The organism is Streptomyces sp. NPDC053542 (assembly GCF_044544685.1).
Taxonomy (GTDB): domain Bacteria; phylum Actinomycetota; class Actinomycetes; order Streptomycetales; family Streptomycetaceae; genus Streptomyces.
The window spans coordinates 235577-259102 of the sequence record NZ_JBITXL010000008.1; the positions used below are offsets into that span (position 1 = coordinate 235577).

Here is a 23526-nt window from a genome sequence, read left to right on the forward strand (position 1 = left end):
GCCGTCAGCGGGCCGAGATGTCCTCGTACCCGGAGATGTCGCGCGGGCTGCGCGCCGCCGGGCCCACGTACCGGGCGGAGGGCCGCACCAGGCGGCCGGTCCGCTTCTGCTCCAGGATGTGCGCGCTCCAGCCGGCCGTCCGGGCGCAGGTGAACATCGACGTGAACATGTGCGCCGGGACCTCGGCGAAGTCCAGCGTGATCGCCGCCCAGAACTCCACGTTGGTCGCGAGAATCCGGTCGGGCCGGCGGTTGTGCAGCTCCTCCAGCGCCGCCTTCTCCAGCGCCTCGGCGACCTCGAAGCGGGGCGCGCCCAGCTCCTTGGCCGTCCGGCGCAGCACGCGCGCCCGCGGGTCCTCCGCGCGGTACACGCGGTGCCCGAAGCCCATCAGCCGCTCGCCGCGGTCCAGCGCCCGCTTCACGTACGCCTTCGCGTCACCGGTGCGCTCGATCTCCTCGATCATGCCCAGCACGCGGGACGGCGCACCGCCGTGCAGCGGACCGGACATCGCGCCCACCGCACCCGAGAGCGCGGCGGCCACGTCGGCACCCGTGGAGGCGATGACGCGGGCGGTGAAGGTCGAGGCGTTCATGCCGTGCTCGGCGGCCGACGTCCAGTACGCGTCGACGGCCTTCACGTGCTTGGGGTCGGGCTCGCCCCGCCACCGCTTCATGAACCGCTCGACGATCGTGTCGGCCTTGTCGATCTCCTTCTGCGGGACCATCGGCAGGCCCTGGCCGCGCGCCGACTGGGCGACGTACGACAGGGCCATGACGGCGGCGCGCGCGAGGTTGTCGCGCGCCTCGGCCTCGTCGATGTCCAGCAGCGGTTTCAGGCCCCATACCGGGGCGAGCATCGCCAGCGCGGACTGCACGTCGACGCGGATGTCACCGGAGTGCACGGGGATGGGGAACGGCTCGGCGGGCGGCAGGCCGGGGTTGAACGCCCCGTCGACCAGCAGACCCCACACGTTCCCGAACGACACCTGGCCGACCAGGTCTTCGATGTCGACGCCGCGGTACCGCAGCGAGCCGCCTTCCTTGTCAGGTTCGGCGATCTCCGTTTCGAACGCGACGACTCCTTCGAGCCCGGGTACGAAGTCGGACAAAGCTGCTCCTCAAGCTAGGGACGGCAGTGCGGCCCGTGGCCACGCTGCCGTGCGGTCGGGGCCGTGCGGTCATGTGCGATGCGGTCGTCGGTGCTCCTTGCCTGGACTGCTCGCGCTCGCCCGGCGGTCCCCGCGTTTCCGGTCGCACCACGGCGGGGACGGCGCGTCACTGGTTCGTTCCGGCGTTTCGGGGGCGGACACCATATCTCCGGATGTGCGGAGCCCACAGCGTCCCAGCAGATGATTTTGGTGGTTTCGCCACGTGCGGGGAAGCGTGACATCCGGCACACTGTGCGATTCTTCAACAAGAGGGTTACGCGCCACCGAAGACGGGCAGACTGCCTGGCCACGAGTGGCTCACGAGCCGCCCGCGCGACCCGGCCGATGCTGCAAGATATGCCCGTGCACTCTGCCGACGCCGCATCCGCAGCCCACCCCGATCCCGCCTCGATGCGCGCCCAGTACCGCGCGCACGGCCTCGCCGAGGAAGACCTCGCCGGCACTCCGTACGAACAGTTCGCGCGCTGGTTCAAAGAAGCGGCCGCGAGCGGCATACACGAACCGAACGCCATGGTCGTCGCCACGGCGGACGCGGCCGGGCGGCCCAGCTCCCGCACGGTTCTGCTGAAGGCGTTCGACGACCGCGGCTTCGTCTTCTTCACCAACTACGCCAGCCGCAAGGGCCGCGACCTCGCCGGGAACCCGGCCGTCTCGCTGCTCTTCCCCTGGCACCCGCTCGCCCGCCAGGTCATCGTCGCCGGCACCGCCGAGCGCATCGGCCGCGACGAGACCGCCGCGTACTTCCGCACCCGCCCGCACGGCTCCCAGCTGGGCGCCTGGGCCAGCGAGCAGTCCTCGGTGGTCGGCTCCCGCGAGGAGCTGGAGCGGGCGTACGCGCAGCTCGCGGCCCGCTACCCCGAGGGCGAGCAGGTGCCGGCACCGCCGCACTGGGGCGGCTACCGGGTCGCCGCCGAGTCCGTGGAGTTCTGGCAGGGGCGGGAGAACCGCCTGCACGACCGCCTGCGGTACGTGAGCACGCCGGGCGGCGGCTGGGCCGTCGAGCGCCTGGCGCCGTAAGGGCGCCCGGAAACGCAGACGACCCGCGGGCCACTGCCCCGGCGCCTGAGGCGTCGGGGGCCGGTCGGACGAACCGGCGGCCCGCGGGTCGGGTGACTGCTTGGGATTGGCCGGCTGCGCACAGGTCTCGTGCGCTGGTCCGGCGCTGCACTGAGTGAAGCGACGGGCCGCTAGCCCGCAGCCACCTCACGCGTCCGGTGTGCATACATCTGCCGAACCACCTCCCTTCTCGTGTGCACCACACACTAGGAACCCGTCCGGCTCCTCACAACCGAATTTCCGGCGCGCACCGATTTCGCGGAATGGGGTGTGGGCTGTGTCACGTTCCAGTTGAATGATCCGACGTGCAGCACGTGCAGCCGCGTCCAGCAGGGGGTGCCAGTGACTGCTTCGTCCCGCCACTTCAATGCCGCGCTGCCCGGGGAACCGGGCCGCCCGGACCAGAGCCACGACCAGGGAGCGGAAACGGACCCGGCGCCGCCACCCGACAGCGAGGACTCCGGCCTGCTCGCGGCCCTCCTGGACGGCATGGACGCCGCCCTGTGCGCCCTCGACGCCGACGGCACCGTCACCCACTGGAACCGCGAGGCCGAACGCATCCTCGGCTGGACCGCCGCCGAGGCGGTCGGCCGCCCCGGCCTGGCCGGCTGGGCCGTGCGCACCGAGGACGCCGACGAGGTGCACGCGGCGCTGATGGCCGCGATGACCTCCCCGGGCCGCCAGGTGCACGAGTTCGCGCTGCTCACCAAGGAGGGCGGCCGGGTCCTCGTACGGACCCAGTCCTCCGCCGTCACCGGCGCCGACGGCGAGCCCGCCGGCGTGTACTGCGCCTTCAGCGAGGTCCACACCCAGATCGACCTCGAGCGCTCCATCGCGCTCAGCGAAGCCCTCTTCGACGACGCCTCCTGGGGCGTGGTGCTCGTCGACGCCGACCTGCGCCCCGCCGTGGTCAACGCGCACGCAGCCCGCGCCCTGGGCCTCGGGCGTACGCACGTCCTCGGGCGCCCGCTCGGCGATCTGCTCGCGCAGGGCGTCGAGGAGCTGGAGGCCGCGCTCCAGCACGTACTGGCGGAGGGCGCGCCCCCGGCCGCCACCGAGCTGTGGGTGACGCTCCGCTCCGAGGAGGCCGAGGAGCCCCGCCGGTGCTGGCGCAGCGGCTTCCTGCGGCTGGCGTCGCCGCTCGCGGAGGAGCCCGTCCCGCTCGGCGTCGGCTGGCTCTTCCAGGACATCACCGACCTCAAGCGCGCCGAACAGGACAGTTCGCTGCTGCGCTTCCGCGCCAACCAGCTGCACCGCGCGGGCCGCGCGGCCGCCGAGTGCGAGGACCCGGCGGAGGCGGCCGCCGTCCACCTCGACTTCGCGCTGGCCGGCTTCGCCGATCACGGCCTCGTCGACCTCGCCCTGTCCCCGTCGCCCGCCGGCCCGCCGCTCTCCGGCATGGACGCCACCACGCCCATCGAGGACGCCGACCCCGCCGCGTCCGCGGAGGAATCGACCGAGCCCGCGCCCCGGCTGATCCGCGTCCTCGCCTCGCCCGCGGGCGCGCCCGGACCGGCCCAGCCGGTCACGGGGACCGGTATCCCGCTGACGTACGTACCGGGGCACCCGGCCGTCCAGGCGTACCGCCGCCGCGGTTCGGTACGGGCCAGCGCGGGCCTGGCGGTCACGCCGGAGGGCTGGGCGGCGGCCCGCAAGTGGCCCGAGGGCACGGTGCACGGCCTGTGCGTGGTGCTGCGCAGCCGGGGCCGGACGTTGGGCGTGGCGACGTTCCTGCGCGGCGCCTCCCGCCGCCCCTTCGACCGTGCGGACGCCGCGTACGCCGAGGAGGTCGCCTCCCGCATCGCCGCGTCACTGGATCTGGCGGAGGCGCTGGGGGAGGGATGAGGGGGCGTCGAGGCCGGCGCGAGGGCGGTGGTGGGGCGGGGCCCGGTCGCGGTGCCGGGCCCGGCTGCCGGGCTCAGTACCGGTAGAAGATCCGGTCCGCGTACTCGCGCATGACCCGGCCGTTCCAGTCGTGGCCGCCGTCGACGTTCCCCGAGCGCAGCAGCGGCGGGTCGATGCCGCGCTCGGCGAGCGCCCCCGCCGCGGTCGCCACGACCGCCTGCATGACGGCGCTGGTGACGACCGTGGACGCGGGCCCGAACGGCGCCTCGATGCCCGGCGCGGTCAGCTCCGCGTCGCCGACCGGGATGCGGCTGTCCAGGACGAGGTCGCAGTGGTCCTTGAGGTACGTGCCGGACACGTGCCGTGACTTGGTGCCGTCCGCGTACGCGACCGAGGTCAGCCCGATGACCTTCAGGCCGAGCGCGCGGGCGTTCAGCGCCATCTCCACGGGCAACGGATTCCGCCCGGACAGCGAAATGATCACGAGGACGTCGCCGGCCCGCGCCGGGCTGGTGTCCAGTACGGCGGCGGCCAGCCCGTCGACCCTCTCCAGGGCGCTGCCGAGCGTCGCGGGCATCACGTCCACGCCCACCACACCGGGCACGGGCAGCAGATTCATCACCGCCAGGCCGCCGGCGCGGTACACGGTGTCCTGGGCGGGCAGCGAGGAGTGCCCGGCACCGAAGCAGAAGATCCGGCCGCCGGCCTCCACGGTGTCGGCGATCAGCGTCCCGGCCTCGGCGATGGCCTCGCCCTGGGTGTCCCGCACCGTCCGCAGCAGGTCGATCGCGGCATCGAAGTACTGCCCGGCCAGCCCGTTGCTCCCGCTCTCGCCCATCGCGGAGCGCCCCTCTCCTCGTCTGGTCCCGCCCGGTCCGGGCCGGTACCGCCCTCGTGGCGCGGCTCACGTTGCGGTCTGGACCAGTGCCCTGTCAATACGGCGCCCGCACCGTACGGCCGAAAGGTGCCCGCCCCGGCCGGACTCCGCGCGCGGCCCCGGTCACCGGCCGCGTCCGGGGCCCGGCGGCGGTCATCGGGCCGCGCGCGGCACCGTTGTCGGTGGGATGCGTCAGAATTGAGTTCAGGGCCACCGCACGACACAGCCGAGGGGCACGCATGTCCGGACTGATCGACACCACGGAGATGTATCTCCGCACCATCCTTGAGCTCGAAGAGGAAGGTGTGGTCCCGATGCGCGCGCGCATCGCCGAGCGGCTCGACCAGAGCGGCCCGACGGTCAGCCAGACCGTGGCGCGGATGGAGCGGGACGGCCTGGTCACGGTCGCCGGCGACCGCCACCTGGAGCTGACCGAGGAAGGCCGCCGCCTGGCGACGCGTGTGATGCGCAAGCACCGGCTCGCCGAGTGCCTGCTCGTCGACGTGATCGGCCTGGAGTGGGAGCAGGTGCACGCCGAGGCGTGCCGCTGGGAGCACGTGATGAGTGAGGCGGTGGAGCGCCGCGTCCTGGAGCTGCTGCGGCACCCGACCGAGTCGCCGTACGGCAATCCCATCCCCGGCCTGGACGAGCTGGGCGAGAAGTCCGAGGCCGATGCGTTCCTGGACGAGGGCCTGCTGAGCCTGATGGACCTCGACCCCGGCGCCGAGGGCAAGACCGTCGTCGTGCGGCGGATCGGCGAGCCCATCCAGACGGACGCCCAGCTGATGTACACGCTGCGGCGGGCCGGGGTGCAGCCGGGGGCCGTGGTGAGCGTGACGGAGTCGCCGGCCGGCGTGCTGGTCGGCAGCAGCGGCGAGGCCGCCGAGCTGGCCACCGACATCGCGCAGCACGTCTTCGTGGCGAAGCGCTGAGCGTTTCCGTGGCGAAGAGCTGAGCATTCCGGCTCTTCGCCGGCCGCTCGGCGGTGCGCTTCCCGGCCCGGCGCCCCGCCGCTCCGCTTGACCGGTGTGGCGCCGCCTCCGCGCCCCGCGCGCAGGCGCCCACCCGGTACGACCTCCCGTCCCGCGCTCCCCGCGGAGATTCCGCTTCCCCCTGCCGCCCGCCTTCCCGCGGAGAAATTTTCGGCCGTCCTCTCCGCCGCGCCGCCGCACTGACCTGGAGCGACGGTCCGCGCCGAGCCTTGCCCCGATTTCCCGCCCGGAACGGACTTGGCGGAATGCGAGCGGTGGGCGCGCCACCGTGCCACCCTGGCGCTGTCGCATACGCGTAGGCGCATATTGACGTGCTGCGTTGAGGACCTGGGGCCGGGGCGGCGCGGCGGATGTGGGGAACATCCGGCCGGTCGCCGTGACCTCTGGGGGAGGGGGCTCGGATGAGTCACCGGAGTACGCATTCGCCGGGCCGGGGGGCCACCGACAGCGAGGGCCCCGGCGCTGCGAGCAGCCGGGGCCCCGCCTCCCCATGTCCCCCCGCGAAGACCCGGAGCCCCGAGCTCCCAGGGTCTTCCCCCGCGGGCCCTCTTCCCGTCAGGGCCCGCCTCCCGCTCACACTCTCCCCGTGCCGCGGACGGCCAATCCTTGAGCATGGTCACTCGTACGAGGGGTGTTGGGAGCGACGGCAGTATATTCGAATACGGGTTCGATAGTGTGGGGCTGCTCAAGGGACGGATGGGGGTGCCAGGGCAATGGTGCGGCGCATCGACGTGACAGGTACCGGGGGCGTACGGCTCGCGGCCTGGGAGTTCACCGACCCTCCCAAGGCCGGCGGCGAAGGAGCGGAGCGGAAGCACAACGGACGCGGCCCCGGCGTGCTGCTCCTCCACGGCCTGATGGGACGGGCCGCGCACTGGGCGGAGACCGCCCGCTGGCTCGGCGCGCGCTACCGCCCCGTCGGCCTCGACCAGCGCGGCCACGGCCGCAGTGAGAAGCCCACCGACGGGCCGTTCGACCGCATGACGTACGTGGACGACGCGATCGCCGCCATCGAGCAGCTGCATCTCGCGCCGGCCGCCGTCATCGGCCACTCCATGGGCGCGCTCACCGCCTGGCAGCTCGCGGCCCGCCGGCCCGACCTGGTCAGCGCCCTGGTCATCTGCGACATGCGGGCCTCGGCGCTGGGCGCCGCGTCGCAGCGCGAATGGGAGGCGTGGTTCCGCTCCTGGCCGGTCCCCTTCGCCACGCTCGCCGACGTCCGCAAGTGGTTCGGCGAGGACGATCCGACGCTGGAGCGGCCGAAGCCGGTGCGCGGCGAGTACTTCGCCGAGGTGATGGCCGAGCGCGCCGACGGCTGGCGCCCGGTCTTCTCCCGCCGCCAGATGCTCGCCGTCCGCGAGGCATGGGTGCTCGACGCCCACTGGGAGGAGCTCGCCCAGATCGAATGCCCCACGCTGGTCGTCCGCGGCCTGGACGGCGAACTGGGCCGCGCCGAGGCCCAGGAGATGGTCCGCGTCCTTCCCCGGGGCGCCTACGCCGAGATCTCCGACGCCGGCCACCTCCTCCCCTGGGAGCGCCCGGAGGACTGGCGCCGCGCGGTGGAACCGTTCCTGCATGCGGCGATCCCGACGTGAGGGGCGGGGCGTTCCGGCTTGAGCGGCCGGGCGTCGGGGAAGCCGGCCCTGCTCTGTACCGGTCCTGACGTGAACCGGCCGTGACCTGAAGCGGCGGGCGCCCGCCCCATGCGGGGGACGGACGCCCGCCGGCTCTCAAGGTCCAGGCCGGCTACCCCTTGCTCACCGCCACCAGAATCTCCGGCAGCCGGCGGAGGACACCCGGCGCGGCCAGCCGCAGCCCGACGACGGCCACGACAGCGCCGTACACCGCCCCCACCGGCAGCACCAGCCACAACAACCCCTGCAGTCCCGCCACATGGAGCCCGACGGTCAGACCGATGACCGGCAGACACAGCAAGCCGCCCACGAGCACGCCGAGCAGCATGCTGATCCAGGCGATCCCGCCCTGCCCCGGCGCGACGTTCTTGTTGCCGTCGGACGGGATCGAGTACGGGAAGTGGACCGAGGCGAACGCCCCCGTGGTCACCAGCGCACCGAGGAGCGCCAGCGCCACCCCGTACACCTCGGGGAAGACCGCCCAGTCGTGGAGGAGCGCCGCCGACCCGGCCACCACCAGCGTCACGTACGGCACCGCGATCACGGCCAGTGCCAGCGCCCGCCCGCCCAGCTCCAGGAACGCGTCGCGGCGCGTGGAGAGCGTCGAGGCGACCATCCAGAACGCGGAGGTGTCCTGCCCGAACTGGTTGTACATCTGCAGCCCGAGCAGCCCCGCCGCCCAGCACGCCGTATAGACGCTGCCGCCGCCCTGCAGCGCCGTGACGACCGGGAGGATCAGGCCGACGCCGAGCGCCGTGGCCCAGCCCATCTTCGTCTTCGGGTCGCGCCAGCCGTACAGCAGCGTGCGCCGCATGACCGTGCCCGTACGGCCGGCCGGCAGCAGCCGCTCCCAGCCGCTCGCCCGGCCGGCCCGCTTGCGGCCGCTGTCCTTCTCGATGGCCTGCAGGGTGGAGGAGTCGGGCGAGGTCATGACAGTGGTGAGCGTGCGGCTCCACCACCACAGCAGCAGGACGAGCGCCAGAGCGGTCAGCGCGAGGCCGAACACCGCGCGCCCGTAAGCGCCCCGGCCCGCCGCGTCCACCGCGTCCACCGCGGAGGCGGGCGGTATCCAGCGCAGCACCGCCGCGGCCGGCTCCAGGGCCGTCAGCCCCTGCGACTGGGCCAGCTTCTGCGCGCCGAGGTTCACGCCCTGCGCGCCGAGCGCGACGAACAGGCCGCTGAGGACGGCGAGATCGCGGCCGCGGCGGCTGGTCAGCAGCCGCACGTTGGCGGTCGCGACGGCCCGCGCGAGCGCCGCGCACACCAGGACGATCAGTACGGTCGCGACGACCCCGACGATCACCGAGACGGCACCGTGCGCGACGGAGACCACCGACCCGGCCGCCAGTACGACGGTGAAGACCGGCCCGACGCCGATGAGCGAGGCGACCAGCAGCGAGCCGATCAGCGGCCGGGGCCGCAGCGGCAGCATGACCAGCCGGGTCGGGTCCAGCGTCTCGTCCGCGGAGGGGAAGAACAGCGGCATCGCCGCCCATCCGAGCGTGAGGATCGCGGTGAGCAGCACGGCCAGCGCCGGCACGCCCGGCACGCCGCGCAGCAGGATCAGGCCCAGCAGCAGGCCGGCCGCGAACAGCAGCGTGACGACCAGCGAGATGACGTACGCGGCGGTGCGCCCCGGCGACTGCCGCAGCCCGTTCTTCAGGAGCGACAGCTTGAGCCGTACGAAGAGGGGCGTGAGGGCCGGGTGCGGTGGGGCGTCGGCGGGTGTGCCCACGGGGCGGGTGGTGGCGGTACTCATCGGGCGCCGCCCCCGCCGAGCCAGTCCAGGTCCTGCCCGGCCCGCGCGCGGCCGCCCGCGCCGACCAGTTCGAGGAACGCGTCCTGCAGCGTGGGCGCGTCCCCGCGCACCTCACCGATCGGCCCATCGGCCCGGATCTTCCCGCCCGCCATCACGGCCACCCAGTCGCACAACGACTCCACCAGCTCCATCACATGACTGGAGAAGACGACGGTCGCGCCGGACGCCGTGTACCGCTCCAGCACACCGCGAATCGTCTGCGCGGAGACGGGATCGACGCCCTCGAACGGCTCATCCAGAAAAAGAATCTCCGGGTTGTGCAGCAGAGCGGCCGCCAGCCCGATCTTCTTCCGCATACCGGTCGAGTAGTCCACGACCAGCTTGTTCCGGGCCCCGGACAGATCGAGCACGTCCAGCAGCTGCCCGGCCCGCTTGTCCACCTCGTCGCCGGGCAGCCCCCGCAGCCGCCCGATGTACGAGAGGAGTTCGCCGCCCGACAGCCGCTCGAACAGCCGCAGCCCCTCAGGCAGTACGCCGATCCGGGACTTCACCGCGACCGGATCGCGCCAGACGTCATGTCCGCCGATCTCGACCTGTCCGGCGTCCGGCCGCAACAGCCCGGTCACCATCGACAGCGTGGTCGTCTTCCCCGCACCGTTCGGCCCCACGAGCCCGATGAACCGCCCGGCGGGCAACGTCAGATCAATCCCCGCAACCGCGGTGTGATCTCCATACTTTTTCCAGAGGCTGTGGATACGCACCGCCGCCGGTGTCTCCGCCGTGCCAGCCTGTTCCCCAGCACCCGAACTTTCGGTCGTCACTCGGTTCCCCTGTCCTCGGACGTCAAGACAGGGCCCGGTCAAGACCCTGCCGCCCCCAACGATATGTGGAGGACGCGGGATCGAGCCGGACGAGCAAAACGACCGCCGCACTGCGATGCACTTAGCCAGGGGGCGGGGGAGGGGGGAGGGGGCCCCAGGCCCGCGCATCACGATCGCGCGCCGCCCCCGCCCCGCCCGCCCCCGCTCAGCCCGCCCTCACCGCCCCCGGGACGCCGCTGCTTCGAGGCCGCAGGCGTAGGTGAGGGGGTTGAGGAGGTCTTCGGTGTCGGGGAGCCAGCGGTTGGCGGGGGTGGGGTGGCGGGCCCAGAGGACCGGGGCGTGGCGGCCGGTGCGGGTGGGGGGAGCGGCGATGTAGGTGCCCTCGCCGTGGGTGATCAGGTCGAGGCCGGCGGGGGAGGAGCGGGCCGGTTTGCGGGCCGGGCCCGAGAGCTTGGCGGCGGCGCCCGGCAGGACGAAGAAGAGCATCCGGCGGTCCGGGGTGCGGATGACCGGGCCGAGCGGCAGGCCCTGCCGTTCCATGCGGGCCAGCGCCAGGCAGCCGGCGGTCTCGGAGACGTCCAGCGCGTCGAACGTGCGGCCGGTGGGGAGCAGGATCGCCGCGCGGGGATGCTGCGTCCACAGCTTGTGGATGGTCGTCGCGCTGCCGGTGGCCGCCGTGGGCCAGTCGGTCGCGAGGGGGTGGGCGCCGGGGGTCCGGCAGTCACGGTCGCCGCACGAACAGTACGGTGTCGCACCGTCGTCTTCCAGCCATGCGCCGGGGAGCACGTCCCAATGGCGTTCCGAGGCGTAACGCACCGCAATGTCGAGCAGCCGCTCACCGCGCTGCTGAGGGACCTGTGGTGCTCCTGTGACTCCGCTGCTCTGTTCCACGAACGGGACAACTTCCGCTGTCACCAAGGGTTACGGCCAACCAGTGGCACGGCACGGCGCAACGTTCTGCCACGTGGGGCGCATGGATGCACGGGCGGGGGCGCGTGCGAGGCCGTGCGGCGGAGGCTGGGTAGCCACTTGCGTGACGGGGCGGGAAGGCCGCCCGGCGGCGAACGGTGCGCGTCTTCGTACGTACTTATAGGGCGTACGCGCAGTGCGTGCCCGAATGCGTACGCGCACTCGCCCGTCGGCGGTCGGCAATGAGCGGTTAAGGGGGCTGGTCCGGCAATTGGGGAGTATCGCTTATGTCACGCGGTAGCGGCGGAAAAAACGGATATCGCGGGTATGGGCGGGAAATGATGGACGGGGACGGCGTTCGACGGTGAACGCGCCGCAGTACACAGGGGGTACAGCATGGCCGCCAGGCCACTCGTCGCGCGGCAGCCGAACGAACGGCTGCAGGCGCTCATCCAGGAAGCTGCCTGTTCCAATGCCGGGCTCGCCCGCCGCGTGAACGTCTGCGGCGCCGAGCACGGCCTGGACCTGCGCTACGACAAGACGTCCGTCGCCCGCTGGCTGCGCGGCCAGCAACCCCGCGGCCGGGCGCCCGCGATCATCGCCGAGGCACTCGGCCGCAAGCTGGGCCGCACGGTCACGATCGACGAGATCGGCATGGCCGACGGCAAGAACCTCGCCTCCGGCGTCGGCCTCCAGTTCTCACCCACCGTGCTCGGCGCAATAGAACAGGTCTGTGAGCTGTGGCGCAGCGACGTCGGGCGCCGCGACTTCCTGAGCGGTTCGACGGTCGCCGCCTCGGCGCTGGTCGAGCCGAGCCGGGACTGGCTGATCACCGGCGCCGACACCCAGGTCGCGCGCAACGCCGGTGCCCGCGTGGGCCGTTCGGACGTCGAGGCGGTCCGCGCCATGACGACCGCGCTCAGCGAACTGGACCACCAGTACGGCAGCGGGCACGTCCGCCCGGTCGTCGTGCACTACCTCAACAGCGTGGTCTCCGGGCTGCTCGCGGGCACGTACCGGGAGTCCGTGGGGCGCGAACTGTTCGCCGCGGTGGCCCGGTTGACCGAGCTGGGCGGATACATGGCGGTCGACACGGGCCAGCCGGGGCTGGCTCAGCGGTACTACATCCAGGCGCTGCGCCTGGCACAGGCGGCCGGTGACCGTGGTTACGGCGGGTACGTGCTCGCCGCCAGCATGAGCCACCTCGCCGCCTCGCTCGGCAACCCCCGGGAGATCGCGCAGCTCGCGCGCGCGGCACAGGAAGGCACCCGCGGGCACGTGACGCCGCGCGCCGAGGCGATGTTCTGCGCGGCGGAGGCGCGCGGGCACGCGCTGATGGGGGACACCCGGGCGTTCCAGTCCGTGGCCGGGCGCGCGGTCAGCGCGATGGAGCGGGCCGAGTCCGGTACGGACGCGGGCGACGACCCGGCGTGGATCGGGCACTTCGACCCCGCCTATCTCGCCGACGAACTGGCCCACTGCCACCGTGACTTGGGGCAGGCGGCGGCGGCCAGGCAGCAGGCCGAGCGGGCGCTCGCCGGACACCCCGAGAGCCGGGCGCGGCGGCGCGCGATCGGGCTCGTACTGCTGGCGAGCGCGCAGGTGCAGGAGCGTGAGATCGAGCAGGCGTGCCATACGGGTACGCAGGCGGCCGAGTTGCTGAGCGGGCTGCGCTCCTCGCGCGGCGCGGAGTATCTGGAGGACTTCCAGGCGCGCCTGGAGCCGTACCGGGAGGAGGCGGTGGTGCGGGAGTTCGCCGCGCGGCTGGAGCTGCGGGCGGCGTGACGCGGACGGGTCCGGGGCGGCCCGGGGCGGTCCGGGGAAGCCCCGCCCTGCCGCCCCGGCCGGCTGCCCGCCCGGCCGCGTGGCCGGGCCGTCCTCGGAGCGGCATTCGGCCGGTGTCCTCTTTATCCGTCGATTCTCCGTAATCGACGGGTGGTGCTGCCGTGCGTCAAGTGGCCGGTGACCAGGGGACGTGGTCGAACGTGACTGCTACCCGGTAGCGTGAGCCGACGATTCCGTAAGAAGCAGAAGTAGGAGTCCCGGTGACGCAGAGCGGACAGGGCGGCGACCCGCAGAACACTGCGGGCGGGCCCGCGCGCGAGGGCGTGGTGCTGCCCGCGAACGGCGGCGAGCCGTACGTCCCCGATCAGCAGTCCGCGCCGGCCGCCGGTCAGCCGTGGGGCGAGCCGTGGGGCCCGTCCCAGGCGCCGCAGCAGCAGGGCTCCTACGCGCCGCAGCAGCCGGGCGCCTATCCGCCGCCGCCCCAGGGGCAGCCGCCGGTACCCCCGATGCCGCCGGAGCAGCCGGGCACGTACGGTGCCCAGCCTTCGTACGGCTCCCAGCAGTCGTACGACCAGCCTTCGCACGATTCCCAGCCTTCGTACGACTCGCAGTCTTCTTACGGTGCGCAGCCTTCCTACGGTGCGCAGCCTTCGTACGACTCCCAGCCCTCGTACGGTGCGCCGTCCCCGTATGCCCAGCCCCAGCAGTCCCCGCAGCCCTCCTACGGGGGCCAGGGCGGCCAGGCCGGTTACGGGGACCCGAATCCGTACGCGGAACAGAACCCGTACGGCGGCCAGGCCGCCCACGGTGCCGCCCCGAGTGCCCCGAGCACCGATTCCTCCGGTGGCGCGCTCGTGCGTGCCGAGCGGCAGGCCGGGGCGCCGCTGCCGCCCGCCGCCGACGGGCAGGGCGCGAGTGCGCCGCTGCCGCCGCAGAACGCCGGGCCGCTGCCGCCCGCCGCCGGCGACAGTGAGGCCACCCAGCTCATCCAGCCCTTCGGCGGAAGCCACGGCGGGCAGGGCGGCCAGGGCGGGCCCGGCGCGCAGCCGATGCCGGCGCCGCAGGGCGCCCCCGGCCCCATGCCCGGCTCGCTGCCGCCCGAGAACACGCGGCCCGAGTCGGACGCCGAGGCCACGACGATGCTGCGCCGGCCCGTCATGCCGCAGCCGCCCGCGTCCCCCGATGGCACGGAGGCGGCGACCCAGCTGATCCCGCCGGTCGGCGGTGGCGCGCCGCAGCCGCCTCCGGGCGCGCCGTTCGCCATCCGGCCGGGCATGCCGGGCGACCGGTCGACCCCGGCCGAGTTCGACGGCCTCTTCCGCGACGGTCCGGGCGGTGCCGGGGCCGGTACCTCCGAGGCCGAGTCGCCCGGGACCACCCAGCAGATGCCGCGCTTCGAGCCGCCCGCGCCGCCGCAGGGCCACGGGCAGCCGGGCAACGGTGGCCAGCAGGGGTACGGCGCCCAGCCGGGCTCCGGACCCCAGTTCCCCGGCGGTTCCGCCCCGCAGCACCCCGCTTTCGCGCCCCAGGGCCCGTACCCGCCCGACGGCCGCTCCGGCAGCGGCCACGGTCACGGCGGCGGTGGCGGGCGGCGCCGCAAGCTCGCGCCCGCCGCGATCATCGGCGCGGTCGTGGTGGTCTGCGTCGGCGCCGGGCTCGGCGTCGGCTACGCGCTCAGCGGCAGCGACGACGGCGCGAAGAAGGACGCCGGCAAGCCGTCGGCGGGCACGGTGAAGCAGGACAAGCCCTCGCCGACCGCCGACCCCGCCGAGGCGCAGGCCAAGGCGCTGGACGCGCTGCTCAAGGACAGCAACAACAGCCGTTCCGCGGTGATCGGCGCGGTCGGCAGCATCAAGTCCTGCACCAAGCTCGGCGCCGCGGCCAAGGACCTGCGGGACGCGGCCGCGCAGCGGAACGACCTGGTCACCCGGCTCGGGAAGCTCTCCACCGACGAGCTGCCGGACCACATCGAGCTGACCACCGCGCTGACCAACGCCTGGAAGTCCTCGGCGGCGGCCGACAACCACTACGCCACCTGGGCCGACCAGGTCGCGCACGCGGGCAAGAAGGGCTGCCACAAGGGCAAGGCGCGCGGCACGAAGGCGGCGGTGGCGGGCAACACCGCCAGCGGGCAGGCCACCACGGCCAAGAAGGAAGCCGCGAACCTCTGGAACCCGATCGCGAAGCGGTACGGCCTGACCGAGCACACTCCGGAGCAGCTCTAGCCGAGCGGGCCCCGCGCCTCGCCGGGGCCCACCGGCTCACTCAGGTCAGCTCACTCAGGCATCCCGCCGCGGCTTCTCCAGCGTGCTCGCGAGGTTGGCGAAGCCGGAGTGCGTGGCGACCAGCCGGCCGTCCCGTACGACCTGGTAGGTCACCATCGCGTTGACGATCCGCGGGAAGGACTGCACGGCGAGCATGTCGTCGTAGCGCCAGCGCAGCTTCGGGGTCAGACCGCCCGTGTCGACGGCCTGGTCGCCGCGGTCCAGCGCCTGCTGCAGCGAGCGCGCGGTGACGTCCTGGCCGTCCTTGGTGACCTGCTCGACCATCGCGCGCAGCACGGTGTACGCGATCCACGTGGTCTGCACGCCGGCGTCGGCGGGGTCGATGCGGTTGTCGTTGAAGGCGTGCTCGGTGATCACCTCGCGCATGGGGTTCCAGCGCCGGTCGCGCGCGTCCGGGTACCAGCCGGTGACCAGCGCGCCCTCCAGGGGGCTGGACTTGCCGCCCGTACGGTCCACCAGCGTCTGGTTCACGCTGCCGAGCACGGACGCCATCTGCACCTTCGGGTTGTCCTGCTGGAGGCGCCGGAAGGAGTCGAAGAACGTGTCGGTGTGCTCGCCGAGCGTCGCGGTCACGCAGGCGCCCTTGGCCCGCGCGCCGAACTCCGCCGACCCGTAGAACGCCGGATCGGCGCCGACCTCGTCCAGCGCGCTCTGCGCCGCTCCGGTGTAGTCGGTGGCGTTCTCGGGCGCGCGGATGTCGTGGGCGGGCGAGCGGCCCTCGGTGGCCAGCCCGGAGTTGAGGATCGGCGGCATCTGGTCGCCCTGGATGGTGTCGGGGCGGACCAGCGAGACGCGCTTGCACTCGGCGGCCAGCTGCCGCCCGTTCCCGGCCAGCAGCGCCGCCTGGCCGCCGTTGACCGGGTAGGACAGCGGGCTGTCGAACTCCTCGCTGGAGACGCCGTAGCCGCCGATGTACGGAATGCCGGCGGCCTCCAGCGGCCCCATGAAGGAGCGGCCCTGGCGGCTGTACGAACCGACGACGGCGACGGCGTGCGCGGCGACGGCCTTCTGGGCGCAGCGCGCGGCGGCGACCGATTCGTTGCGTTCGTTGCAGGTGAGGACGTTCAGCCGGTGGCCGGCGATGCCGCCCTCGGAGTTGACCCAGCGCGCGTACGCCTCGGCCATGGCGGGCATCCCGGCCATGTTCGTGCCCTTGGTGCCGGCGGGCGCCCAGGTCATCACGGTGAGGGGGGCCTGGTCACCGGCCCCGGCGGCGTTCCCGTCGGCCCCGGGGAGCGTGCCGCAGCCCGTCAGCAGGGCCGCCATGGCCGCCGCGCCCGCCGTCGCTGAGCGGATCACGGTGGCGCGGTGGGAGAAGCGGGGAAAGGAACGTCGCCATCCGGTCATGTACCGGCACTCTTCCGGCCAGGGCGGAACACTTGCGTGCCGTCCGAGTAACAGAAAGTGGCATGAAGGTGAACAGCAAGTGACGTCGGTCCGGGGGCCCCGGCCGGTGGCCCCGTGTCCAAGAACGTACGATCGATTGCTGTGCAAGGTATGCAAGGTTCGGAGAAGTCTTCCCGTCGCGGCCGCCGCTCGACCACCATGGGCGCCATGCCGCTCACAGACATGCCGTGGTGGCGCTGGCGCGCCAATGTGCGCTCGGCGCTGCACATGCTTTCCGACCCCGTCTTCCAGCAGGAGACCTGGCTGGCCGGCCTCCCCGGCTACGGCGATGTGACCGACGCCGTGTACCGGCTGGTGGAGGACACCTGGCTGGACAACTGGTCCGCCGAGAAATACGTCGGCACGATATTCAGGGACTCGCAGGAAGCCGCGCTGGTCGACGTCGCCGTGCTCCGGGTGCTGCGCATCCTGCACCAGGTCGGCGCGGACGCCCCGGTGGCCGCCTACCTGGAGCACCACGGCTGGCCCGAGGCCGTACGGGCGGCGCGGGACGCCCACGTCCGCATGGCGACCGCCGACGGCGAGGACCCCGACGAGCCCCCGCGCTCCCTCGAAGTACTGGCCATCCTCACCAGGGGACTGGAACCGCAGGAGTGAGCCGCGCCACGCGGACGCCGCCCGGCGCCCGGGAGCGGGGAGCGGGCGGTGACCGGCGGGCCGGAATGTGCGACCCTTTGTCCTCATGAGCCAGTCGCAGCCCGCCCTCTCCGACCAGTACGTCCTGACGCTGTCCTGCCCGGACAAGCAGGGCATCGTGCACGCGGTGTCCAGCTACCTCTTCATGACCGGGTGCAACATCGTGGACAGCCAGCAGTTCGGGGACCGGGACACCGGACTCTTCTTCATGCGGGTCCACTTCCGCGCCGAGACCGCCGTCACGCTGGAGAAGCTGCGCGCCAGCTTCGCCGCCGTCGGCGACTCCTTCCAGATGGACTGGCAGATCCACCGGGGCGACGAGAAGATGCGCGTCATCCTGATGGTGTCCAAGTTCGGGCACTGCCTGAACGACCTGCTCTTCCGCTCCCGCATCGGCGCGCTGCCGGTGGAGATCGCGGCCGTGGTCTCCAACCACACCGACTTCGCCGAGCTGGTCGCCTCGTACGACATCCCCTTCCACCACATCCCGGTGACGAAGGACAACAAGCCGCAGGCCGAGGCGCAGCTCCTGGAGCTGGTCCGCGCCGAGCAGGTCGAGCTGGTCGTACTGGCCCGGTACATGCAGGTGCTCTCCGACGACCTGTGCAAGGAGCTGTCGGGCCGGATCATCAACATCCACCACTCCTTCCTGCCGAGCTTCAAGGGCGCGAAGCCGTACCACCAGGCGCACGCCCGCGGCGTGAAGCTGATCGGCGCCACCGCGCACTACGTCACCGCCGACCTCGACGAGGGCCCGATCATCGAGCAGGAGGTCGCGCGGGTGGGCCACGACGTCACCCCGGACCAGCTCGTCGCCGTCGGCCGGGACGTGGAGTGCCAGGCGCTGGCGCGCGCGGTGAAGTGGCACAGCGAGCGCCGCGTGCTGCTGAACGGCAGCCGGACGGTCGTCTTCGCCTGAGCCCCTGAGCGCCTGAGGGTCTCCCGCCCCTCTCCCGCCTGACGCCTCTCGCGCCTCCGACCGTGGTCAGAGGCGCGAGAGCGAAGCCGTCGCGAAGAGGACCTCGCGGATCGCGTCCCGCTCGCCGTGCTGCCCCGCCGCCGCGTCCTCGGGCGAGACATGCCCCGCGGCCAGCTGGCAGAACTCCACGCTGTCCAGCGCGATGTGCGCGACCGTGCGGTCCGGTGTGCCGAGCGCGCCGGGCGAGTCCAGCGCGATGTACCAGTGGCCGCCGCCGCTGCCCTCCACCTCCAGGTGCAGCGTGCGCCCCGGAGTGCCCGCCTCGACCAGCCGCCGGGGCGGCGCGGCCAGGCCGGCGCGGCGCCGCACCGCCAGCGCGGACGGCAGCAGCCGCGCCGCCAGATCCACCATGCCGTGCATGTGGTGCGCTGCCGGGGCCTCGTACGGGTAGTCCACGGCATCGGCGATGTCGCCGGCGTGCACCCAGCACTCGAAGGCGCGCTCCAGCAGGGAGTCACGCAGCGGCAGCCGGAAGTCGCCGTAGGGCACGGCCAGTTCGGCGACCCCGCGGCCCGCGAAGGCCACCGTACGTATGAGGGCGTGGGACTGCTCGCGCCAGGGCTCGCGGGTCGCGAGCGGGGACTCCTCGTGCACCCCCGTGCGCCAGTACGCGAGCGTGCGCTCCGTCGGGTCGGTGGGGGCGTCCTCCGGCACCTCGGCGCCGAGCGGATCGGGGAGCCCGAGGGCCGTGGCGACCAGGCCGTCCACGGACATCAGATGGCCGATGACGCCGGCGACGGTCGTGGTGCGGACGGCCTCCCGGTCGTTCTCGAACCACCGCAGCCGTACCGGGGCCCGCCACTCCGACTCGCCCATGTCCCGCAGCAGCGCGTCCAGTTTGGCGGTCTCCGCGTCGTACGGGCCCGCCCACTCGGGCACCGGGATACGGGCCGGGCGGCGGCCCAGACAGTTCTCCAGGACCCGGCTGCGCAGCAGCGGGTCCAGGTCCAGGCTGTCGGCGGGGTGCAGCAGGCCGACGGCGTCCCGCAGCCGCAGCGCCTCGTCCGCGCAGGCGGCGCAGTCCGTGAGGTGGGCCTCGACGGCTGCGGTCTCCTCGGGCGAGCAGGCGGCCAGCGCCCAGGCCCCCAGCAGCGACTTGAGCACGGCGTGCGGCGGCTCGGGCAGGCCGGCGCCGGCGGGGTCCTGGTCCGTTGTCCCGTCCTTCTCCGTGGCGGCGTCCTCGGACGTCCGCCGTGGCTCCGGCGCCCGCGGCTCCTGCGGGGCGTCCCGTCCTCCGGGCGTCTCCTGGTCGGTCGGTACCTCCTGTTCCTCCGGCGGGCTCTCGTCCGGCCGGGGCGGGCGGACGTCCGGCAGCGGGCCCTGGTCCTCGGCCGGGCGGCGCGGGGACGGTATGCGCGGGCGCTCGCCGCGGCCGGGGCACGGGTGACCGGGCTCCTCCGGGTCCTGCGGGCCGTAACGGTCCCAGTCCTCCGGGCCGTTCACAGTGCCCGTCCGTATCCGGAGCCCGGCGACGGCGGCGTCGCGGCGCGGCCCGGAGCGGGCGGTCCCGCCTGGTGGTTGTGCGCGGTGGCGAGGAGCTGCAGGCCGAGCCGGAGCCGGCGGCGCGCCTCGTCCTCGGTGACGCCGAGGTCGGCGGCGGTCTGGCGGTAGTCGCGGCGCTGGAAGTAGGCCAGTTCCAGCGCGGCACGCAGTGGAGCCGGCATGGACGTGACGATGTAGTCGGCGCGGGCCGCGGTCGAGGCGGCGTTGATCTTCTGCTCGATCTCGGCCGGTCCGGGCGCGTCCGCGCCGCAGTCCAGCGCGGAGGCGGCCTCGGCCTGGCGCAGCCGGTGGACGGCCTGGCGGTGGGTGAGCGTGGCGACCCAGGAGCGCAGCGAACCCTGCTTGGGGTCGTACGCGTCAGGGTTCTCCCATATGTAGCCGAAGACCTCGCGGGTGATCCGGTCGGCGGCCGCCTCGTCCTCCAGAACGCGGTGCGCGAGGCTGTGCACTAGCGAAGCGAACCTGTCGTACAGCTCGCCGAGCGCGGCCGCTTCGCCGCGCGCGAGCCGCTGCTGCATCCGCCTGTCCCAGCGCGGTGGCGCTTCGTTCACCATCCACGGCCCCCTTCTCCGCCGCCGCTGTGCCCGCCGTCACAGAAGTCCATCGTCACAGAGTCCGTCGTGCGTCCACCGTGCCATCGAATGTAGTGCTCCGGTCCGTCGGTGCACCTTCCTTTACGGCAAAACGAGCCGTGCGGCGACTGCGGATGGTATAGGTCCCGTCACTTTCTGGTTGGGCTGTCGGTCAGAACTCGACTGATACAGACCGTTCATGCCCGTTTTTGCCTGCGCGTTATTCGCGTATGACCGGGTGCGGAGAGAAAAGCCGTTGATCCAGGGCATAGCCTGGGTACTGGCAGCCTGTTGCGCGCGGAATTCTTTCGAGTTTCAGGGGAGCGAGGCCGGGCAGCCGATGCGGGGAAGGGCGCGTTCCGGATGGCTTCCGGAGGCGTCCGGTCCGAAAGCGAGCGAAAGGCTTCGAGCGCGTGACGTTGAAGGTGGCAGAAGACGAGCAGGGGCCCTGGGCCGTTCTGCAGGTTTCCGGTGAGATGGATCTGGTCACGTCTCCCTCGGTGCGTCAGCACGTACACGACGCGGTCGCCGAGGGGCGCCGCAGCGTGGTGCTCGACCTGTCGGGCGTGCAGTTCTGTGATTCCAGCGGCGTCGGCGTACTGATCGCCGCGCGCCGCCTGATGCGCTCGTGCCAGGGGCGGCTGCGGCTGATCCTGCCGGCCCAGGGCGCGGTCGACGGCTCGCACGTGAACCGCGTACTCGCGGCGCTCGGCGTGCGCCGGCTCTTCGAGGTGTACCCGGACGTGGCCACGGCGGTCGACGAGGCAGCGGCACCACTGTCGGCCTGATCCCCACCGCTCTCGGCCTGCTCGCACCGCTGTCGGGCTGGTCCGCGCCGCTGTCGGGCTGCTCGCACCGCTGTCGGCCTGGTCCGCGCCGCTGTCGGGCTGCTCCGCAGGGCCCCGCCCGCTGTCCGCCGTACCGTTTCCCCCGCTCTTCTCCCCCACTGGGGGGAGCGCGAGGTCCCCTTCTCAACACAGTAGCGGGAGGGTCTGACAAGGGTCTGACAACGGCCGCTGCCGCACGCCCGCCAGGCCCCGCCGCACGCCCGCCAGGCCGCGCCCCGAGCCCGCCAGGCCCCGCCTCCTCACGCCCCGCGCCCGCCAGGCCGCGCCCCGCGCCCGCCAAGCCCCGCCCCCCTCACGCCCCGCGCCCGCCAGGTCCAGCCCCCTCACGCCCCGCGCCGCCAGCCCACGCGCCCTGCCAACCCCCGCTCGCCCCGCTCGCCCTCCTCAAGCCACCCGTCGAGGGAACTCCGCTCGCACCACGAAGCCGCCGTCCGGTGTCGGGCGGGCCTCCAGGGTGCCGCCCAGGCTCTGGGCGCGCTCCCGCAGGCCCACCAGGCCGTGGCCGCCGCCCGGCAGCGCAGGGGCGTCCGCGCCCGCGTCCGGCGGGCCGTTCCGTACCTCCACCAGCAGGCCCGCGTCCGCGGCGGGCGGCTGTGCGACCCGGACCCGTACCCGCGCCCCCGGCGCATGCTTGCGGACGTTGGTCAGCGCCTCCTGCACCGTGCGGAACGCCGCCCGCTCCACGGTCCGGTCCGTGGGCGCGTCCCCGGCCACCCCGTTCTCGTACGTCACGTCCAGCGCCGACATCTCGATCAGCCGCGGCAGTTCGGCCAGGTCCGGCTGGGGCGCGAGGTCCGGCTGCGCCGCGTCGTCCGGCGCCTCGCGCGGGCCGGCGCCCGCGGCCCGCAGGATGCCGACCATGTGCCGCAGCTCCTCCAGCGTCCGTACCGACAACTGCCGGATGGTCCGCGCCCCGTCCCGCGCCGCGGCGTCCTCCGAGGCCACCTGCAGCGCCCCGGCCTGCAGGCTGATCAGGCTGACCTGGTGGGCGACCACGTCGTGCATCTCGCGGGCCAGCCGGGCCCGCTCCGTGGCCAGTACCCGGTCCGCGATCAGCCGGTCCTCGCGCTCCAGGCTGCGGGTCAGCTCCGCGACCCGCGCCGCCAGCTCGCGCCGGGTGCGGACCAGCAGGCCCAGCCCGATCGGCCCGGCGGAGGTGACCGAAGCGTCGATCAGTACCAGGGTGTTCTCGCGGTACGCGGTGGGCTCCAGGTCGGAGATCGGATACGGGAAGAAGTGCGCGGCGATCAGCAGGAACGCGCAGCAGCCGAGGCGGGCCCGGCCCGGCCGCAGCGCGGCGACGGTGTACAGGGCGATCATCGGCGCGAACCAGATGTAGCCGATGTAGAGGCCGGGCAGGGTGGCCAGGAAGACCGTGAGCGGCAGTCGGCGGCGCAGCAGCAGGGCGAGCGCGGCGAACAGGGAGACGCCCAGCTCCAGCGGCTCGTCGATGTCGTTGACGAGGAAGGCGTCGGCGATGCCGAGGAGGGTGGGGACGAGCAGGACGGCGCGCTGCCGCAGCCGGGCCGTGCGGGTGCTCACTGGCGGGCAGGCGGTCGGCGGGCAGGCCGCCGCGTCGGCCGCCGGGGCCGTCTCCGGCGACACCTCCGTGTCCGCGGCCGCCGACGCCTCCGCGCCCGTGGCCCGGGTCATCTGGGGCCTCCCGTGACCAGGCCCGCGCGGTCGGCGACGATCGCGGCCTGTACCCGGTTGATGCCGCCGAGCTTGCCCAGCAGGGCGCTCACGTGGTCCTTGACCGTACTGGGCGCGAGGCCCATCCGGGCGGCTATCTGCGCGTTGCCCAGGCCCTCGCCGAGCAGCGCCAGCACCTCCGACTCCCGTGGCGTCAGGGCGCGTACGGCCTCGGCGGCGGCCGCCTGCGTCTCGGCGTTCAGATAGCCGCCGATGACCGCGCGGGTGACGCCCGGGTCCAGCACGCTGCCGCCGGCGGCGAGGGTGCGCACCGCGCGGATGAGCTGCTCGGGGTCGGAGTCCTTCAGCAGGAAGCCGGACGCGCCCTCGCGGAGCGCGGCGGTCAGGTACTCCTGTGCGTCGAAGGTGGTCAGCATGGCGATGGCGGGGGGCTCCGGGGCGGCGCGCAGGCCGCGGAGTACCGTCAGACCGTCGACGTCCGGCATCCGGATGTCGAGCAGCACGACCTCCGCCGCGCTGCGCCGGACCGTCTCCACGGCCGTCGCGCCGCTGCAGTCCGCGACCATCTCGACGTCGGGCGCCGTCCCCAGGATCATCCGCAGCCCGGACCGCACCAGCCGCTCGTCGTCCACCACAGCGACACGGATCACCGGTCGCCCCTTCCTGTCGTGCCGTACCGATTCCGCTTGGGCGGGGTGCCACCCCCGCCGTAGGGCGGGGGTCCGCACGCGACCTGCGGAGGATGCCGCGGGACGGCACCCGCGGGCAGAGTGCTCTTCATGCTGCACTACTGAAGA

The 23526-nt window shown here is 73.5% G+C and carries 19 protein-coding genes; 9 read left to right on the plus strand and 10 right to left on the minus strand.

Features of this window, described 5'->3' with window-relative positions; genetic code table 11:
• Nucleotides 1-4 precede the first annotated feature (4 nt).
• Nucleotides 5-1108, minus strand: a complete 1104-nt coding sequence (locus tag ACIGXO_RS23770; RefSeq protein ID WP_399790238.1) for a citrate synthase 2 — start codon at nucleotides 1106-1108, stop codon at nucleotides 5-7.
• Between the two features lie 396 nt (nucleotides 1109-1504).
• Here ACIGXO_RS23770 and pdxH point away from each other — a divergent pair, with 396 nt between their 5' ends.
• Nucleotides 1505-2185 carry a pyridoxamine 5'-phosphate oxidase gene (pdxH, locus tag ACIGXO_RS23775; RefSeq protein ID WP_399790241.1) on the plus strand — a complete coding sequence of 227 codons (681 nt, stop codon included), beginning with the start codon at nucleotides 1505-1507 and terminating at the stop codon, nucleotides 2183-2185.
• Between the two features lie 528 nt (nucleotides 2186-2713).
• Nucleotides 2714-4069, plus strand: coding sequence for a PAS domain-containing protein (locus tag ACIGXO_RS23780; protein WP_399790634.1), 1356 nt, complete (start codon nucleotides 2714-2716; stop codon nucleotides 4067-4069).
• Between the two features lie 73 nt (nucleotides 4070-4142).
• Here ACIGXO_RS23780 and ACIGXO_RS23785 read toward each other — a convergent pair whose 3' ends face one another.
• Nucleotides 4143-4907 (minus strand): SIS domain-containing protein, encoded by a 765-nt coding sequence (locus ACIGXO_RS23785; RefSeq protein WP_399790243.1) that lies wholly within the window; start codon nucleotides 4905-4907, stop codon nucleotides 4143-4145.
• Nucleotides 4908-5185: 278 nt separating this feature from the next.
• Between ACIGXO_RS23785 and ACIGXO_RS23790 the strand changes: the two genes are divergently transcribed.
• Nucleotides 5186-5878 carry a metal-dependent transcriptional regulator gene (locus tag ACIGXO_RS23790; RefSeq protein WP_399790246.1) on the plus strand — a complete coding sequence of 231 codons (693 nt, stop codon included), beginning with the start codon at nucleotides 5186-5188 and terminating at the stop codon, nucleotides 5876-5878.
• Nucleotides 5879-6651: 773 nt separating this feature from the next.
• A complete protein-coding gene (locus ACIGXO_RS23795; protein ID WP_399790249.1) occupies nucleotides 6652-7533 on the plus strand; it encodes an alpha/beta fold hydrolase in 882 nt (293 codons plus the stop codon).
• A gap of 151 nt (nucleotides 7534-7684) precedes the next feature.
• Here the strand turns inward: ACIGXO_RS23795 and ACIGXO_RS23800 are convergent, their stop codons facing one another.
• The 3 genes from ACIGXO_RS23800 to ACIGXO_RS23810 all read right to left on the minus strand — a co-directional run bounded on the left by ACIGXO_RS23800 (nucleotide 7685) and on the right by ACIGXO_RS23810 (nucleotide 11043).
• Nucleotides 7685-9331, minus strand: coding sequence for a transporter (locus ACIGXO_RS23800; RefSeq protein WP_399790251.1), 1647 nt, complete (start codon nucleotides 9329-9331; stop codon nucleotides 7685-7687).
• Nucleotides 9328-10152 (minus strand): ABC transporter ATP-binding protein, encoded by an 825-nt coding sequence (locus ACIGXO_RS23805; RefSeq protein ID WP_399790253.1) that lies wholly within the window; start codon nucleotides 10150-10152, stop codon nucleotides 9328-9330. Before ACIGXO_RS23805 ends, ACIGXO_RS23800 begins: the two co-directional genes overlap by 4 nt.
• 216 nt (nucleotides 10153-10368) lie before the next feature.
• Entirely contained in the window at nucleotides 10369-11043 is a 675-nt protein-coding gene (locus ACIGXO_RS23810) for a bifunctional DNA primase/polymerase (protein ID WP_399790256.1), read from the minus strand.
• Between the two features lie 414 nt (nucleotides 11044-11457).
• Between ACIGXO_RS23810 and ACIGXO_RS23815 the strand changes: the two genes are divergently transcribed.
• Together ACIGXO_RS23815 and ACIGXO_RS23820 are read left to right on the plus strand one after the other, a co-directional pair.
• A complete protein-coding gene (locus ACIGXO_RS23815) occupies nucleotides 11458-12846 on the plus strand; it encodes a transcriptional regulator (RefSeq protein ID WP_399790259.1) in 1389 nt (462 codons plus the stop codon).
• 260 nt (nucleotides 12847-13106) lie between these two features.
• On the plus strand, nucleotides 13107-15071 hold the full coding sequence (locus ACIGXO_RS23820; protein WP_399790262.1) for a hypothetical protein: 1965 nt from the start codon (nucleotides 13107-13109) through the stop codon (nucleotides 15069-15071).
• A gap of 54 nt (nucleotides 15072-15125) precedes the next feature.
• Here the strand turns inward: ACIGXO_RS23820 and ACIGXO_RS23825 are convergent, their stop codons facing one another.
• On the minus strand, nucleotides 15126-16478 hold the full coding sequence (locus ACIGXO_RS23825) for an ABC transporter substrate-binding protein (protein WP_399790265.1): 1353 nt from the start codon (nucleotides 16476-16478) through the stop codon (nucleotides 15126-15128).
• 150 nt (nucleotides 16479-16628) lie between these two features.
• On the opposite strand from ACIGXO_RS23825, the gene ACIGXO_RS23830 reads away from it, so the two are divergent.
• The gene (locus ACIGXO_RS23830) at nucleotides 16629-17135 is read left to right on the plus strand and encodes a hypothetical protein (protein ID WP_399790267.1); all 507 of its coding nucleotides are present in this window, start codon (nucleotides 16629-16631) and stop codon (nucleotides 17133-17135) included.
• Nucleotides 17136-17220: 85 nt separating this feature from the next.
• Complete coding sequence (purU, locus tag ACIGXO_RS23835; protein ID WP_223731371.1) at nucleotides 17221-18093, plus strand: formyltetrahydrofolate deformylase; 873 nt, start codon at nucleotides 17221-17223, stop codon at nucleotides 18091-18093.
• 66 nt (nucleotides 18094-18159) lie between these two features.
• Here purU and ACIGXO_RS23840 read toward each other — a convergent pair whose 3' ends face one another.
• A complete protein-coding gene (locus ACIGXO_RS23840) occupies nucleotides 18160-19596 on the minus strand; it encodes a zf-HC2 domain-containing protein (protein ID WP_399790269.1) in 1437 nt (478 codons plus the stop codon).
• Nucleotides 19593-20210 carry a sigma-70 family RNA polymerase sigma factor gene (locus tag ACIGXO_RS23845; RefSeq protein ID WP_399790271.1) on the minus strand — a complete coding sequence of 206 codons (618 nt, stop codon included), beginning with the start codon at nucleotides 20208-20210 and terminating at the stop codon, nucleotides 19593-19595. Before ACIGXO_RS23845 ends, ACIGXO_RS23840 begins: the two co-directional genes overlap by 4 nt.
• A 431-nt stretch (nucleotides 20211-20641) precedes the next feature.
• Between ACIGXO_RS23845 and ACIGXO_RS23850 the strand changes: the two genes are divergently transcribed.
• Complete coding sequence (locus ACIGXO_RS23850; RefSeq protein ID WP_030254346.1) at nucleotides 20642-21016, plus strand: STAS domain-containing protein; 375 nt, start codon at nucleotides 20642-20644, stop codon at nucleotides 21014-21016.
• 444 nt (nucleotides 21017-21460) lie between these two features.
• On the opposite strand, the gene ACIGXO_RS23855 is transcribed toward ACIGXO_RS23850, so the two are convergent.
• Nucleotides 21461-22729, minus strand: coding sequence for a sensor histidine kinase (locus ACIGXO_RS23855; protein ID WP_399790275.1), 1269 nt, complete (start codon nucleotides 22727-22729; stop codon nucleotides 21461-21463).
• Nucleotides 22726-23379, minus strand: coding sequence for a response regulator transcription factor (locus tag ACIGXO_RS23860; protein ID WP_031056627.1), 654 nt, complete (start codon nucleotides 23377-23379; stop codon nucleotides 22726-22728). Before ACIGXO_RS23860 ends, ACIGXO_RS23855 begins: the two co-directional genes overlap by 4 nt.
• Between the last annotated feature and the right edge of the window lie 147 nt (nucleotides 23380-23526).

Bases quoted from the DNA above. Each gene is read 5' to 3' on its own strand.
- pdxH (WP_399790241.1), top strand. From the start codon at position 1,505: ATGCCCGTGCACTCTGCCGACGCCGCATCCGCAGCCCACCCCGATCCC.
- ACIGXO_RS23780 (WP_399790634.1), top strand. From the start codon at position 2,714: ATGGACGCCGCCCTGTGCGCCCTCGACGCCGACGGCACCGTCACCCAC.
- ACIGXO_RS23785 (WP_399790243.1), bottom strand. From the start codon at position 4,907: ATGGGCGAGAGCGGGAGCAACGGGCTGGCCGGGCAGTACTTCGATGCC.
- ACIGXO_RS23790 (WP_399790246.1), top strand. From the start codon at position 5,186: ATGTCCGGACTGATCGACACCACGGAGATGTATCTCCGCACCATCCTT.
- ACIGXO_RS23795 (WP_399790249.1), top strand. From the start codon at position 6,652: ATGGTGCGGCGCATCGACGTGACAGGTACCGGGGGCGTACGGCTCGCG.
- ACIGXO_RS23800 (WP_399790251.1), bottom strand. From the start codon at position 9,331: ATGAGTACCGCCACCACCCGCCCCGTGGGCACACCCGCCGACGCCCCA.
- ACIGXO_RS23815 (WP_399790259.1), top strand. From the start codon at position 11,458: ATGGCCGCCAGGCCACTCGTCGCGCGGCAGCCGAACGAACGGCTGCAG.
- ACIGXO_RS23825 (WP_399790265.1), bottom strand. From the start codon at position 16,478: ATGACCGGATGGCGACGTTCCTTTCCCCGCTTCTCCCACCGCGCCACC.
- ACIGXO_RS23830 (WP_399790267.1), top strand. From the start codon at position 16,629: ATGCAAGGTTCGGAGAAGTCTTCCCGTCGCGGCCGCCGCTCGACCACC.
- purU (WP_223731371.1), top strand. From the start codon at position 17,221: ATGAGCCAGTCGCAGCCCGCCCTCTCCGACCAGTACGTCCTGACGCTG.
- ACIGXO_RS23845 (WP_399790271.1), bottom strand. From the start codon at position 20,210: ATGGTGAACGAAGCGCCACCGCGCTGGGACAGGCGGATGCAGCAGCGG.
- ACIGXO_RS23855 (WP_399790275.1), bottom strand. From the start codon at position 22,729: ATGACCCGGGCCACGGGCGCGGAGGCGTCGGCGGCCGCGGACACGGAG.